Genomic DNA, 14,943 nt, shown 5'->3' on the forward strand with positions numbered 1-14,943 from the left:
TACAGATATAAAGCCAGGTAAGACTACCCCAGGTTTGAGGTGAACCCACAAAACCCCCTACGACACAATACGTACAGACCCCATTATGGGGCGTCAATGTAACAGCGCCGTCCCGCAAACGCGAGAAATTGCAACGGGAAGATGATACAACGTTGGCGTAAGCGTATCCCCAAGCCTGTACAGTGTGGCGTCACTTTATTGCAACAGATTGCTGGCTGGGTTTAGGCCTTATTTGTTTCGTTGCGTCGCAACATTTCGTTTCCAGTAACACAAGGTTTGAAATCCAGTTTGCTTACCTATTGACCCCCAGCACATTTCAAAACGCTGCGCTGCCGGTGCGCCACATAACGAGCAGGCAAAAAAAAGCCCGAGATCTAAAGATCTCGGGCTAAATCCACCAAAGGAGGAGGGTGGAGGAGACAACCTTGGCATGTTGGGCTACAAAAGCTTTTGCTTGAGCCGGGCCTGCATCAGGAGCTTTTTTGCTCATACCTTATGAAGGCTTTCCAACATCCTACAACCCATTATATTGCGAAAATTTGTGCAGTGCAAGATTTTTTACTTAACCCTAAAAAATCAACTTAGAGCCTGACTTTGCGACTGCTTTGCAAGGGGTATGGAGTGATATTACAAGGGTTAACCCCTAGCCGTCAAGCGTTTTATTCCCGTTTTTTTGAATATCAAGCAAAACCTGTTGTTTTCCGCACGCGCCAGCCCTGAAAAGGGTGCTAGATACGGTAGGCCGTAGCTGTCATCACGCGCGACATGAGCTTCATCGCGCGCTTAACCAAAAAGGGTAAGGGCCGCCCCCCATGCTGCTCGGCCGTGCTGCGATGTTGGTCTTCGTCTTGGCGCATCTGCTCAACAATACGACGTGAGCGATGATCTTGAGCAGGCAATAGACGCAGATGGCTATCAAGGTGGTCACTGACTTGGCGTTCGGTTTCGGCCATGAAGCCCAAATTCAGCCCTGTGCCGGCGCGCGAGGCTAAAGCACCCAAGGCAAACGAGCCGGCATACCACACGGGATTAAGATAGCTGGGGCGGCTGTCTAACTCTTTCAGGCGCTGATCGCACCAAGCAAGATGGTCGACTTCTTCGGCGGCGGCTTGTTGAAACACCTCGCGCACACTGGCGTCTTGGCACCCTAATGCCTGCCCGCGATACAAGGCTTGAGCGCACACCTCGCCCACGTGATTCACACGCATCAGGCCCGCCGCGTGGCGGCGCTGTTCGGTACTAAGTTCGGCATCCTGCGCTTTGGCTTGCGCGCCCCCGCCTGCCGCAGGGTTGGGCCGGCCTGCCTGAGCCGCGCCGGCAAGAATCCGCAAGGCTCTGCCGGCTTCTGTCAGCACGTCATCGATACGGGAAAAACGACGCACGCCCGCAGAGAGCGACGCAGCATGAACTTTATGAGACATGAAACACCTCCTGGCAAGACACTATTCAGTATACCTTCCAGCCTGGCACAGGCTATGGTGGCTGCCGGGTAAGCTATGATTAACGCTTGTACCAAAATCACTTCGTTTCGCTTAGAGAATCGCATGGAATGCACAATTGATTGGGGCGGCCCCGAAGGCATGCTGTTCGTTGCCCGCACTGGCAGCGGCCACGTCACCGCCATGGATGGTGCGCCCGAGGGCGGTGGCAACAACTTGGCACCTCGCCCCATGGAAATGTTGCTGGCGGGCACGGGTGGCTGCGCCGCCTACGATGTCGTGCTTATTCTTAAGCGCGGTCGCCACGACATACGCGATTGCCAGGTCAAGCTGCAGGCCGAGCGCGCCGAGACCGACCCCAAGGTATTCACGAAGATACACTTCGCCTTTACCGTGACAGGCCATGGATTGCCGACAGCCGCCGTCGAGCGCGCCGTGAAGCTATCGCACGAAAAGTACTGCTCAGCTTCGGCCATGTTAGCCAAAAGCGCCGACATCACGCACAGCGTGGATATCGTAGATCTGAACTCCCCCCAGTAAAGAAATAGTTAAAGTCATGCGCCAATACGAAGACCTCATGCGGTACGTGTACGAGAACGGCGTCACCAAGACCGACCGCACCGGTACAGGCACACGCTCGGTCTTCGGCCATCAGATGCGATTCGACCTGCAAGAAGGTTTTCCGCTGGTGACCACCAAGAAGCTGCACACCAAAAGCATCTTCATAGAGTTGCTGTGGTTTTTGCGAGGCGACAACAATGCGCGCTGGTTGCAGGAACGCGGGGTCAGCATCTGGAACGAGTGGGCTGACGCCAACGGCGACCTCGGCCCCGTTTACGGAGTGCAATGGCGCTCCTGGCCCGCTCCCGACGGTCAGCACATAGACCAGATCACCCAGGTCTTGCAGCAAATACGCAGCAACCCCGACTCACGGCGCCTGATCGTGTCGGCGTGGAACGTGGCCGACATCCCCAATATGGCATTGCCGCCGTGCCATGCTTTTTTCCAGTTTTACGTGGCGCAAGGCAAACTCTCTTGCCAGCTCTATCAACGCAGCGCCGATATCTTTCTGGGTGTGCCGTTCAACATCGCCAGTTATGCGCTGTTAACGCACATGGTGGCGCAGCAATGCAATCTGGAAGTCGGTGACTTTATCTGGACGGGTGGCGACTGCCACCTGTATAGCAACCATCTCGAGCAAGTTGAGCAGCAACTGGCGCGCGACCCTTACCCGTATCCGCAACTGCGTATCCTGCGCAAGCCCGACAGTCTGTTCGACTACGAGTACGAAGACTTCGCCATAGAAAACTACCAGGCTCACCCCCATATCAAGGCGCCGGTCGCCGTATAGCGTGGGGCACCTTTTTTCGCCATGCCCGACACTCATACCCCACACCCTCTTGTCCGCTTCGTCGTCGCTTACGCCGCCAACCGCGTCATAGGCAAAGACAACGATCTGCCGTGGCGTCTGCCCAGTGACTTGGCGCATTTCAAACGGGTTACCATGGGCCAACCCATTTTGATGGGCAGGCGCACTTGGGAATCTTTAGGGCGCCCGCTGCCAGGACGGCGTAATCTGGTGATCACCCGCCAAAGCGATTACTTGGCTCCAGGCGCCGAAATTTATCCCACCCTGGCCGCCGCTGTGCTGGCCTGTTCAGGCCAAGATACGCTTTGCATTATTGGTGGCGCCGAGATCTTCCAGGCCGCCCTGCCCCTGGCCGATGAAATCGTCGCCACTGAAATTCACGCCGAACCGGAGGGCGACGTTTTCTTCCCCCCTATTGATCCCGAAGAATGGGAAGAAGTCTCACGCGAGCCCCAGCCCGAAGAAAACGGGCTGGCCTTCGACTTTGTACTTTATCGGCGACGCATCGCTGCCTCGGATTGACATGACATCAGCTTCCTCCTCCGCCCCCACGCTCAGCCACCTGGATGAAACGGGCCAAGCCCGCATGGTGGATGTCGGCCACAAGGCCAGTACGCAGCGCAGCGCGACGGCCCAGGCACAAGTCAGCATGGGGCAAACGGCGTGGCATCTGCTTTCTGCGCAAGCCAATAGCAAAGGGGAGGTCTTGAACACCGCACGCATTGCCGGTGTGTTAGCAGCCAAGCGTTGCGCCGAACTCATCCCTTTGTGCCACAGCCTGCCCCTTAGCTTTGCAGGCGTGGATTTCGAAATGGATGAAGCCACGCATACCATTACCGTACGGGCCACCTGCAAAACCAGTTCCCAAACAGGCGTGGAAATGGAAGCTCTCACCGCTTGCAGCATTGCCGCGCTGACCATTTACGATATGTGCAAGGCAGCCGATAAAGGCATACGTATCGATGCCATGCGGCTCATCCATAAATCTGGAGGTAAAAGCGGTGAATGGCATGCCTCTTAAAGTCCTTTATTTTGCACGGGTCGCCGAGCTGACAGGCGTACGCGAAGAAACCTGGCCGCTGGCCGAGCCCCTTAGCTGCCAAGCCTGGCTGCAAGCTTTGGTGCAGCGCTACCCACAATTAGAGCCGGCCCGTCGTCTTAAGATAGCGGTAAACCAGCAATACGCTCAGGCTCAAACCCTGATTCAACCCGGCGATGAGGTTGCGGTGTTCGAGCCGGTTACCGGAGGCTGAGATGGTCATCGTCCAACCCCAAGATTTCGATGCGGCGCAGTTAACCGCTCAGTTGCGCGCACGCAGTGCCGGCAAAGCGGGTGCGATTGTCACCTTCACCGGCTATGTTCGCGACTACACTGAAGGCCAGGCCACGCGCAGCCTGTATCTCGAACATTATCCAGGCATGTGCGAACGCGAAATCGAAGCACTTTGCGAGACGGCGCGCCAGCGCTGGCGCATAGAAGAAATCGTGGCCGTACACAGGCATGGCGAGCTTGCACATACCGACCAGATTGTATTTATCGGTGTCGCCAGCGCCCACAGAGGCGACGCCTTTCGGGCCTGCGAGTTTGTTATCGACGCCCTCAAGACACGCGCGCCCTTTTGGAAGCGCGAGACACTGGCTGACGGACAGCGCTTTTGGGTAGAACAAAAGCAAGACGATGCCGACCGCACTTCTGAATGGATGGATACCCAGCCCAATGCTTGATTTTGATACTGCCCAAGCGCGCATGGTCGAAGCCGGCCAAGCCACTGACAAAACAGAAAATTGCCTACTGCACGAAGCGTTGGGTCGCGTATTGGCCGAAACCATTACCGCCACGGTGAATCTGCCGCCCGACGATAACAGCGCCATGGACGGCTATGCTGTGCGCCTGGCCGACTTTCACCCCGATCAGGCCTTGCCCATACAGCAACGCGTATACGCCGGCGAAAGCCCAGCGGCCCTCAAACCAGGGCATGCTATACGGCTGTTTACCGGCAGCCTGATACCTGCCGGGGCCGACACGGTTGTTATTCAAGAAAACTGCACTGAGACGGATAACACCGTCACCATTCACTCCACACCCCAGCTAGGCGAGAACGTGCGCAAACGCGGTGAAGACATGGCTGCCGGTCAAGTCATTCTGCAAGCAGGCACGCGCCTAGAGCCTGCCGAACTTACCTGCCTGGCGGCACAAGGCCGCGATCGCATCAGCGTTTATAAGCGGCTACGCATTGGCATTCTCACCAACGGTGATGAACTTGTAGTGCCGGGCCAGGCACTGGGCCCGGCGCAAATCTACAACACCAACGGCCCCACACTGGCTGCGCTCAGTGCCGGCATGGGTGCCCAAGTGGTGCATCAAATCCACGCCCCCGACCAGCCGCAAGCCATAGAAAAAGCGCTCGCCACACTGCGTGTAGATTGCGATCTCATCCTCACGGTAGGCGGTATTTCGGTGGGCGAGAAAGACTATGTCCGCCCAGCCCTGGAACAAGCCGGGGCCTCGCTAGACCTATGGAAAGTGCGCATGAAACCAGGCAAGCCTGTGGCGCTCGCTTGGTTGGGCGAGACGCCGGTTGTGTGCTTGCCGGGTAACCCGGTGTCTGCTTATGTGGTGTTTGCGCTGATGGTAACGCCGCTTATTCGTCGCATGCAGGGGCGCAGCGATTGCCTACCCCCAGTGAATACAGGTCGACTGAACTGCAACAGGCCTTACAAAGAAACTCGCGCTGAGTTCCTTCGCGTGCGTGCCGCCACCGACAAGCAAGGCACACTGCTGCTGCAACCTTATGCTAAACAAGGCTCTAACATTATCAGTTCGCTGGCCGATTCGGATGGCCTGGCGCGCATTCCGCCCGATACTCTGACCGGCGACGGCGCTATGGTCAGTTACTACGCATGGCACGACTGGCTGCGCTAGCGCTTTGCCGCCGGTCGATGCTTAGGCATAGGCATGGAGGTGCGGACATGTTTACGTTGCGCCAACATTAACGATGATGGCACAATTGCAGCCATCCACCTAATTAGTTAAACACGTCTTCGATACGCTGGGCGTCCAGAATCTGCAACGCCCAACGGCTCAGGCTAGTTTCGTCGGCCTGCGCCATGCGCGCGCGCACCCAGTCGGGTAGCGCGCCGAACTTGCGGACGAGTTGGACGGACAGGATTTCGGCTGCGCCTTTTTGAAGGCCTTTTTCCATGCCCTGATCGTGCTCGCGTTTGCGAATCACGCGTTCTACGCTGCTGATGTACACCATTTGCTTTTCCTCTTCGATCTGAATGACAGCGTCTCCGAAGGCGGACTCCAGAGCCTCCGGCAGACCCACCATCGCGTCTATGATGCGAAACAACTGTACGACATTATCCCGGCTGAAGCCCCAATAATCGTAAGCGTAGGTGTGCCTTGTTGGCGCCAGGTTTGCCCCTTCGGTCAGCACAGCCAGGCTTACCACCGAGCGCTGCGGATATTTCTCGCGCAAGCGCACGTGATAAGCAAACATACGATGAGCGAGTGCCGCATCCCGCCCTGCCTGAATCTCAACGTGAACCAACACCAGCGCGTCCTGGCCGGTCAATAAGCGCACCAGCACCAACTTGTCCACATGCCGCCGCCCACGCGCGCGGCTGCGCAGCAAGGCTTGCAGCTCTTTGTCCAGAAACTCGGGAGAATGGCGCCAATCTATCTGCACGTGAATGTCCGGCCACAGCAAGGCCAGAAACTGCGGAAAGTAAGCCTGTAAAGTGTCTTTCCAAGCGCTGTCAAAATCCGATCGATAGGCCATGCGGCGGGTGCCTTGGGCAGGGAATGAATCAGACGTCCACGCAAGACGCCGATATAAGGATTCCTACTATCCGTTATCCGCCACCTTCACCGCCATACGTAGTGAACGTAAATGTCACTACATGGTTACCGCAGCGCGGCGTGGTCTACACCCCTGGCTCACCCGCCGATATAGCTCATCTCTATTTTGGGTGATGCCAAAGTTTGGCGACCGCGGATCTCAGAGTAACGGTCGTCGCGTTGACCCCAGATACCCGCTAAATGCGCACGCAGATCTTCGTCTGACACGCCGCCGCGCAGCACGGCCCGCAAATCAAAGCCCTGGTGAGCGAACAAGCAAAGATACAGGCGCCCTTCGGGCGACAGCCTGGCTCGGCTGCAGTCGCCACAGAAAGGCTGGGAAACGCTGGTGATCACCCCGACCTCGCCTGCCCCATCGGCATAACGCCAACGCTCGGCCACCTCGCCGCGATAGCCGGGGGCCACAGGTTCCATCTCGAACTCTTGGCATAAGCGATCAAGTATTTGACGCCCCGACATGACTTCGTCGAGATTCCAACCATTGGTATTGCCGACATCCATGAACTCGATAAAACGTAGGATGTGCCCCGTGTGGCGGAAATGCCGGGCCATGGGCAGGATCTGATCGTCATTAAGGCCTTTGCGTACCACCATATTGACTTTGACCGGGCTCAAGCCCGCGGCGGCAGCGGCTTCTATGCCCTCAAGCACTGTGGCCACACTGACATCGCTATCGCTAAGACGACGAAACTGAGCGTCGTCGAGGGCATCCAGACTGACGCTGACGCGCCCCAAACCCGCCTCGTGCAGGGCACGGGCCTTGCGCCCGAGCAAGGTGCCATTGGTCGTCATTGCGAGCTCGACGGGGTCGCCTTGCGGCGTACGCAGCTGCGCCAGCATGGCAATGAGCTTTTCTATGTCTTTGCGCAACAAAGGTTCGCCGCCGGTTAAACGCAGCTTACGCACCCCCAACGACACGGCGGCTTGCGCCACACGCAGGATTTCTTCAAAGCGCAACAAGCTGGCATGAGGCATGAAAGCGTGATCGGGGCCGAACTGATCACGCGGCATACAGTAGGTACAGCGAAAATTACAGCGGTCGGTTACCGAGATGCGCAAATCATGCAAAGGCCTATTGCGCGTATCCAAGGCGGGCGCGCCGGGCAAGGGGGCAGCCCTCAACACCAAAGGGCTGACCGATTCTTCGGGCGTAAGAACGAATACCTTGCTCATGCCATGACCTCTTTCAACACAGGGCGCGCCACCGCTTGCCCCGCATCAGCCCCAAACGCCTGCTCCAGCGTAAGCACTGCGCCCACGCCCTGAGCATCATACCCAGCCAGACCACCAACGTGTTCACGATAGACTGGGCTGTCGAGCAAAGCCAACCACTGGCGCATGATGGGCTTTTCCAGCCTGTCGCTACGCACGGCAAAAAAGTAACGTTCTTGTGTCAGGGAGATGAAATCCAGCCCGCAGCGTTCGGCTGCGGTACGCACCCCCATGCCGGCATCCGCCATGCCGCTGGCGATATGCGCCGCCACCGCCATGTGAGTGAACTCGCTGCTGTCGTAGCCTTGCACCTGCTGCGTGCGCAGGCCCGCCTGGCGCAACATATGCTCTAGCAGCAACCGTGTGCCCGAACCGGCCTGACGATTCACGAAACGCACGCCTTCGGTAGTGAGGTCGTGTACGCCTTGAATGCCCTTGGGGTTGCCTTGACGCACAAACAGACCGGTTTCGCGCTGGGCCAGATAGATCAAGCGATGCCGGCCTGCGTCTAACCAGGGCCGGTAGTAAGCCAGCATGTCTGCCTGAAAAGGCCCCACAGGCACTTGAAACCCGGCCAAATCGCACTCGTCGCGATGCAAAGCCATGAGAGCTTCTATGGCACTGCGATAACGCAAATCCAGCCCCGCCAAGCCTTGAGACTGCGCCATGCGCAACATGCCTTCGACGGCAAAACCATGACTGGCATGCAAACGCAAGCGCGGCACCTGCTGAGGATCGCCCCGTAGCAACGCCAACACGTCGCTGAATTCTTGGGCAGCGTCCTCTTGCACCTCGATAAGGCGGCCTGCGGCCTTGCGATGGGCTTGCAACAACTGTCGCCCCAAACCAGTCAGTTGACTGCCCTGACGTCGGCTGGTGGTTAATAGCGCCGCCCCCAATAAAGACTCGGCCCGGCGCAACACCCCCCAGGCATGCCGATACGACACCCCACAGCTTTTGCAGGCACCCGCAATATGGCCTGCCTGATTCACCGCCTCTAGCAAAAGCAGTAAATCGCTCATGGACATGGACTCGCCGCTGGGCGTATGCAGTGTCCAAGAGGTCTGCGGCTGTAGGTGAAAGTTATATGTCATGGATTTCCTATTGAAAACCCCGCCAGGAAAGCGTAGATTATCGATGGGTAGGCGCGTCCTTCGCCACTTTTAATATGCAACACATTACATGATACTGCGGTTTTTAGTTCACCGCAGCCCCCCATCCAAGGATTCCTCATGAATACTCCGCAGAAGGCCCCCCTCTCGGAAGACGCCATTTTGCAAGTCACGCGCCAAGTGCTTGAACGCCACGAAGGCCGCCTTGGCACGCTGCTGCCTATCCTGCACGGTATCCAGCATGCCGTGGGCTACATTCCCGCCGTGTCCGTGCCCGTCATCGCCCAGGCTTTGCAGCGTTCGCGCGCCGAAGTCCAAGGCGTCATCAGCTTCTACCCCCATTTCCGCGAAACACCCGCAGGGCGTCATGTCCTGGAAATCTGTCGGGCCGAGGCCTGTCAGGCCATGGGTGCCGAGCAGTTGGCCGAACAGGCCAGCCGTAAGCTGGGTTGCGATTTCCACGCCACCCGCAGCGACGGCGCCATCACCCTGGAACCCGTTTACTGTCTGGGCCTCTGTGCGCAATCGCCTGCTGTCATGCTCAATGGCAAGCCGCATGCACGCATGACGCCCGAGCGACTCGATGCCTTGCTGGCCGAACAAGGAGTCCAGGCATGAGCACCGCCGTCACCGTTTTTATCCCCCGCGACTCAGCCGCGTTGGCCGTTGGCGCCGATGCTGTGGCCTTGGCGGTACGTCAAGAAGCCCAGCGCCGCGGTCAAGCCGTCCAGATTGTGCGCAACGGTTCGCGCGGCATGCTGTGGCTGGAAACCTTGGTCGAGATACAAACCCCGCAGGGCCGCATTGCCTACGGCCCCGTGCAAGCCCAAGACGTGCCCGGCCTGTTCGATGCCGATTGGCTGCAAGGCGGCAGCCACGCACTGTGCCATGGCCTTACCGAAGAAATCCCCTACCTGAAAAATCAGCAGCGGCTTACCTTCGCTCGTGTGGGCATTACCGACCCGCTCAACCTGGCCGACTACGAAGCCCACGGCGGGCTGGCGGGGCTACGGCGCGCACTCTCCATGCAGCCCATGGAAATCGTCACCGAAGTCACCGACTCCGGCCTGCGTGGCCGGGGCGGTGCGGCTTTTCCCACCGGCATCAAATGGAAAACCGTACTGACCTCACCGGCAGACCAGAAATACATTGCCTGTAACGCAGACGAAGGCGATTCAGGTACGTTTTCCGATCGACTCATCATGGAAGGCGATCCTTTCACGCTGATCGAAGGGATGGCCATCGCCGGCTTGGCTGTGGGTGCAACCTATGGCTATATCTACGTGCGCTCTGAGTATCCCTACGCCGTTTCCACCCTTAACGAAGCCATCCAGATCATGCGTGCAGCCGGTTGGCTGGGCACTGATGTCGCCGGTAGCGGCCACACCTTTGATCTTGAAGTGCGTGTCGGGGCGGGCGCCTATATTTGCGGCGAAGAAACCTCCATGCTGGAAAGCCTGGAAGGCAAACGCGGCCAAGTACGTGCCAAGCCACCGCTGCCCGCCATCGTGGGTTTGTTTGGCAAACCTACCGTCGTCAACAACGTGATCTCGCTGGCCACCGTTCCCATCGTCATGGCAAAGGGCGCAGCCCATTACCGCGACTTTGGCATGGGCCGCTCCAAAGGCACTCTGCCTTTCCAGCTTACGGGCAATATCAAGCAGGGCGGCCTGGTCGAGCGCGCCTTCGGGCTCACCTTGCGTGAACTGCTGTACGACTACGGCGGCGGCAGTGCCTCGGGCAAACCTCTGCGCGCGGCGCAGGTGGGTGGCCCCTTGGGCGCCTATCTGCCCGAGTCGCAGTGGGACGCCCCCATCGATTACGAAACCTATGCCGCCATGTCGGCCATGGTCGGCCACGGCGGTATTGTGGCCTTTGACGACAACGTAGACATGGCTCACATGGCTCAATACGCCATGCATTTCTGTGCCGTCGAATCCTGTGGCAAGTGCACGCCCTGTCGCATAGGATCAACTCGCGGCGTAGAGGTCATTCAAAAGATACGCAACGGCCAACAGCGTGAGCAACAAATCACGCTGTTGCGCGACTTGTGCGACACCATGTTGGCCGGCTCGCTGTGCGCGCTGGGCGGCATGGCTCCCTACCCGGTGCTGTCCGCACTCAACCACTTCCCCGAAGACTTCGGCGTAACCCGCCCTGTGACTTCGGACGAGCCCGCCTGAACCGGAGATCTCTCATGCTTGAAACCATCGTTATTCGCGAACGTGACTTCGGCACCCCGGTCTCGCTACAGACCGAGATGGTCACGCTGACCATAGACGGCCAGCGCTGCACCGTCCCCGCCGGTACCTCAGTCATGCGTGCTGCCGCCGAATCCGGCGTCAACATCCCCAAGCTTTGCGCAACCGACAGCGTGGAAGCCTTCGGCTCCTGTCGCCTTTGTCTGGTCGAAATTCAAGGGCGCCGCGGCTATCCGGCATCGTGCACCACGCCTGTTGAAGAAGGCATGGTTGTGCGCACCGAAACGCCCAAGCTGCACGACCTGCGTCGCAACGTCATGGAGCTCTACATCTCCGACCACCCGCTAGACTGCCTGACCTGCCCTGCAAACGGTAATTGCGAACTGCAAGACATGGCCGGCCAAGTGGGCTTGCGCAATGTGCGTTACGGCTTCGACGGGGCCAATCACCTTAGCGACCCTACCGACGCCTCCAACCCTTATTTTTCTTACGATGCCTCCAAATGCATCGTCTGCAGCCGCTGTGTGCGGGCCTGCGAAGAGGTACAAGGGACTTTCGCCCTGACCATCACCGGCAAAGGGTTCGACTCGCGCGTTACGGCGGGTCAGCACGAAGATTTCATCGATAGCGAATGCGTCTCTTGCGGTGCTTGCGTGCAGGCCTGCCCCACCGCCACACTGACCGAAAAAACCGTTATCGACATGGGCCAGCCCGAACATGCGGTCGTCACTACCTGCGCTTATTGCGGCGTGGGTTGCGGCTTCAAAGCCGAAATGAAAGGCGAGCAAGTAGTGCGCATGGTGCCTTGGAAGGACGGCCAAGCCAATCGCGGGCATTCTTGCGTCAAGGGGCGTTTCGCCTGGGGCTACGCCACCCACAAAGACCGCATCACCAAGCCCATGATACGGGCCAACATTCAAGACCCCTGGCGCGAAGTCAGCTGGGACGAAGCCATTCAGTATGCCGCTTCCGAGATCAAGCGCATACAGGCCAAGTATGGCCGCAACTCCGTAGGCGGTCTGACGTCTTCGCGCTGCACCAACGAAGAAACCTATCTGGTGCAGAAGCTCGTACGCGCCGCTTTTGGCACCAACAACGTCGACACCTGCGCACGGGTATGCCATTCGCCCACGGGTTACGGCCTTAAGGTAACGCTGGGTGAATCCGCCGGCACGCAAACCTTTGATTCGGTCATGCATACCGATGTCGTGATTGTCATCGGCGCCAACCCCAGCGCAGCACACCCTGTGTTTGCTTCGCGCCTAAAAAAGCGTTTGCGCCAAGGCGCCAAGCTTATCGTCATCGACCCCCGCCAGACCGAGCTGGTTGACTCGCCCCATATCAAGGCCGACTACCATCTGCCGCTGCGCCCGGGCACCAACACCGCCATGCTCACTGCCTTGGCACACGTCATTGCCACCGAAGGCCTGATCGCGGAAGACTTCGTGAAAGAGCGCTGCGAAATCCCCGCCTTCGAGCAATGGCGTGCGTTCGTCTCCCAGCCCGAGAACTCCCCCGAAGCCATGCAGGGCGTTACAGGCGTACCCGCTGAAGACATCCGCAACGCCGCTCGCTTGTTTGCAACCGGCGGTAATGGGTCCATTTACTACGGCCTGGGCGTCACCGAACACAGCCAAGGTTCTACCACGGTGATGGCCATTGCCAACCTGGCCATGGCCACCGGTAACGTGGGTCGCGAGGGTGTGGGCGTCAACCCTCTGCGAGGCCAAAACAACGTGCAGGGCTCTTGCGACATGGGCTCCTTCCCGCACGAACTGCCAGGCTATCGCCACGTTTCCGACAACGTCGTTCGCGCCCAGTTCGAAGAGGCCTGGGGCGTTAGCATTCAGCCCGAGCCCGGCCTGCGCATTCCCAATATGTTCGACGCGGCGCTGGAAGGCAGTTTCAAGGCCTTGTATTGCCAAGGCGAAGACATAGCGCAATCCGACCCCAACACGCAACACGTGGAGGCAGCGCTGTCTGCCATGGAGTGCATCATCGTCCAGGACATCTTCCTGAACGAAACCGCCAAGTTCGCACACGTTTTCCTGCCGGGTTCGTCCTTCCTGGAAAAAGACGGCACTTTCACCAATGCCGAACGCCGTATCTCGCGGGTACGCAAGGTGATGGAGCCGATGGGCGGCTACGCCGACTGGGAGGCAACCTGCCTGCTTTCCAAGGCCTTGGGCTACCCCATGAACTACTCGCACCCCAGCGAAATCATGGACGAGATCGCACGCCTGACGCCCACTTTCACGGGGGTTTCCTTTGCTCGCATCGAAGAGCTGGGGGGCAGCGTTCAGTGGCCTTGCAACGAGCAGGCGCCCGAAGGCACGCCCATCATGCACACAGACGCTTTCGTGCGCGGCAAGGGCAAGTTCATGATTACGCAGTACATTCCCACCGACGAGCGCAGCACGCGCAAATTCCCGCTGTTGTTGACCACCGGCCGTATTCTGTCGCAGTACAACGTGGGAGCACAGACACGCCGCACCGACAACAATATGTGGCATAGCGCCGACGTGCTCGAGATACACCCACAAGACGCTGAGGATCGCGGCGTGAATCAGGGCGACTGGGTGGCGATTCAAAGCCGTGTGGGCGAAACCGTACTGCGTGCCGACGTCACCGAACGGATACAGCCGGGCGTGGTCTACACCACCTTCCACTTCCCGGAGTCCGGCGCCAATGTGGTTACCACCGATAGCTCGGACTGGGCTACCAACTGCCCCGAGTACAAAGTAACGGCAGTGCAGGTGCGCAAGGTCACGCAGACCTCCGATTGGCAGAAGGAATGGTCCAGCTTTACGGGTACCCAGCTGGCACTGCTACGTGCCAGTTCCCAGGAAGCCATTGAGCAGCCCTGACACGCCTTATGCACGCGCCTGCTCCTGTCTCTTGCGCCACCCAGGATGCCGATTCGAACGGCGTCCTGGAGGCGCAAGTCCATCGCTATCGCGACGCTCAGCCCCTGGCTACGCCAGAGGCTGACTGGCTGGCGCAAGAAACCCCTATCGCGCTGGAATACAACGGCATCAGCCACGCTACCGTGCTGGCCACACCGTGCGACATCGAAGATCTAGCCCTGGGGTTTTCTATTACAGAAGGCATCGTACGCAGTGCTGCCGACGTCTACGACATCGAAGTCACGCCCACGCCGCAGGGCTTGATTGCGCAATTAAGCATAGCCAGCGCCTGCCTGGATCAGCTTAAACGTCGTCGCCGCACGCTGGCCGGTCGTACAGGCTGCGGCCTATGCGGCCTGGAAAGCCTGGACGACGTCGTGCGCCCGCTGCCACCGGTAGCGGGCCCTCCTTACCCCATACTGCCCTCTGCCATTGTGCGCGCCATGCAGGCGCTGCGCGAACGTCAACCCTTGCATCAACAAACCGGGGCTACCCATGCCGCCGCTTGGGCCACGCTAGAGGGCGAGCTACTCTATGTGCGCGAAGACGTGGGCCGCCACAATGCGCTGGATAAGCTGATAGGGGCTTTGCTGCGCCAGCAGCTGAACCCGGCCCAGGGGATGGCGGTGATCTCTAGCCGGGCCAGTTTCGAGATGGTGCAGAAGGCAGCTGCAGTGGGCATACCCGCCGTTGCTGCCGTTTCGGCGCCCACCAGTTACGCCGTGCAAACCGCCCAGCAGTTGGGCGTTTTACTGATTGGCTTTGCGCGCAATCAGGGCTTTACCGCTTACGCACACCCCCAGCATCTGGGGACACAAGATTCGGAATCCTTACCGTGA

General features: G+C 59.0%; 15 protein-coding genes. 11 read left to right on the forward strand and 4 right to left on the reverse strand.

Going from position 1 to position 14,943, the window contains the following annotated elements:
* Nucleotides 1-728: 728 nt before the first annotated feature.
* On the reverse strand, nt 729-1,421 hold the full coding sequence (gene coq7 / locus H0484_RS07040; protein WP_226953840.1) for a 2-polyprenyl-3-methyl-6-methoxy-1,4-benzoquinone monooxygenase: 693 nt from the start codon (nt 1,419-1,421) through the stop codon (nt 729-731).
* A 123-nt stretch (nt 1,422-1,544) separates the two neighbouring features.
* Here coq7 and H0484_RS07045 point away from each other — a divergent pair, with 123 nt between their 5' ends.
* From H0484_RS07045 to H0484_RS07075, 7 genes are read left to right on the forward strand one after another with little or no spacing between them, the layout of a single operon-like run.
* The gene (locus H0484_RS07045) at nt 1,545-1,979 is read left to right on the forward strand and encodes an OsmC family protein (protein WP_226953841.1); all 435 of its coding nucleotides are present in this window, start codon (nt 1,545-1,547) and stop codon (nt 1,977-1,979) included.
* Between the two features lie 16 nt (nt 1,980-1,995).
* Nucleotides 1,996-2,790, forward strand: coding sequence for a thymidylate synthase (locus H0484_RS07050; RefSeq protein WP_226953842.1), 795 nt, complete (start codon nt 1,996-1,998; stop codon nt 2,788-2,790).
* A 21-nt stretch (nt 2,791-2,811) separates the two neighbouring features.
* Nucleotides 2,812-3,330 (forward strand): dihydrofolate reductase, encoded by a 519-nt coding sequence (locus tag H0484_RS07055; protein WP_226953843.1) that lies wholly within the window; start codon nt 2,812-2,814, stop codon nt 3,328-3,330.
* Between the two features lies 1 nt (nt 3,331).
* Nucleotides 3,332-3,829 (forward strand): cyclic pyranopterin monophosphate synthase MoaC, encoded by a 498-nt coding sequence (moaC, locus tag H0484_RS07060; protein ID WP_226953844.1) that lies wholly within the window; start codon nt 3,332-3,334, stop codon nt 3,827-3,829.
* Nucleotides 3,810-4,061, forward strand: a complete 252-nt coding sequence (gene moaD, locus H0484_RS07065; protein WP_226953845.1) for a molybdopterin converting factor subunit 1 — start codon at nt 3,810-3,812, stop codon at nt 4,059-4,061. Before moaC ends, moaD begins: the two co-directional genes overlap by 20 nt.
* A 1-nt stretch (nt 4,062) precedes the next feature.
* Nucleotides 4,063-4,533 (forward strand): molybdenum cofactor biosynthesis protein MoaE, encoded by a 471-nt coding sequence (locus H0484_RS07070; protein ID WP_226953846.1) that lies wholly within the window; start codon nt 4,063-4,065, stop codon nt 4,531-4,533.
* Nucleotides 4,526-5,731, forward strand: a complete 1,206-nt coding sequence (locus H0484_RS07075) for a molybdopterin molybdotransferase MoeA (protein WP_226953847.1) — start codon at nt 4,526-4,528, stop codon at nt 5,729-5,731. Before H0484_RS07070 ends, H0484_RS07075 begins: the two co-directional genes overlap by 8 nt.
* Before the next feature lie 103 nt (nt 5,732-5,834).
* Here H0484_RS07075 and H0484_RS07080 read toward each other — a convergent pair whose 3' ends face one another.
* The 3 genes from H0484_RS07080 to H0484_RS07090 all read right to left on the reverse strand — a co-directional run bounded on the left by H0484_RS07080 (nt 5,835) and on the right by H0484_RS07090 (nt 8,979).
* Nucleotides 5,835-6,593, reverse strand: a complete 759-nt coding sequence (locus tag H0484_RS07080) for a hypothetical protein (RefSeq protein ID WP_226953848.1) — start codon at nt 6,591-6,593, stop codon at nt 5,835-5,837.
* Between the two features lie 158 nt (nt 6,594-6,751).
* Nucleotides 6,752-7,846 (reverse strand): GTP 3',8-cyclase MoaA, encoded by a 1,095-nt coding sequence (gene moaA / locus H0484_RS07085; RefSeq protein WP_226953849.1) that lies wholly within the window; start codon nt 7,844-7,846, stop codon nt 6,752-6,754.
* Complete coding sequence (locus H0484_RS07090; protein ID WP_226953850.1) at nt 7,843-8,979, reverse strand: substrate-binding domain-containing protein; 1,137 nt, start codon at nt 8,977-8,979, stop codon at nt 7,843-7,845. Before H0484_RS07090 ends, moaA begins: the two co-directional genes overlap by 4 nt.
* 138 nt (nt 8,980-9,117) lie before the next feature.
* On the opposite strand from H0484_RS07090, the gene H0484_RS07095 reads away from it, so the two are divergent.
* The 4 genes from H0484_RS07095 to fdhD are packed head-to-tail and all read left to right on the forward strand — an operon-like array spanning nt 9,118 to nt 14,943.
* A complete protein-coding gene (locus H0484_RS07095) occupies nt 9,118-9,615 on the forward strand; it encodes a formate dehydrogenase subunit gamma (protein ID WP_226953851.1) in 498 nt (165 codons plus the stop codon).
* A complete protein-coding gene (locus H0484_RS07100; RefSeq protein ID WP_226953852.1) occupies nt 9,612-11,180 on the forward strand; it encodes a formate dehydrogenase beta subunit in 1,569 nt (522 codons plus the stop codon). Before H0484_RS07095 ends, H0484_RS07100 begins: the two co-directional genes overlap by 4 nt.
* 14 nt (nt 11,181-11,194) lie before the next feature.
* Complete coding sequence (gene fdhF / locus H0484_RS07105; protein WP_226953853.1) at nt 11,195-14,065, forward strand: formate dehydrogenase subunit alpha; 2,871 nt, start codon at nt 11,195-11,197, stop codon at nt 14,063-14,065.
* A gap of 8 nt (nt 14,066-14,073) precedes the next feature.
* The gene (gene fdhD / locus H0484_RS07110) at nt 14,074-14,943 is read left to right on the forward strand and encodes a formate dehydrogenase accessory sulfurtransferase FdhD (RefSeq protein WP_226953854.1); all 870 of its coding nucleotides are present in this window, start codon (nt 14,074-14,076) and stop codon (nt 14,941-14,943) included.

This window comes from Mesopusillimonas faecipullorum, from assembly GCF_020539505.1.
Lineage (GTDB): Bacteria > Pseudomonadota > Gammaproteobacteria > Burkholderiales > Burkholderiaceae_B > Mesopusillimonas > Mesopusillimonas faecipullorum.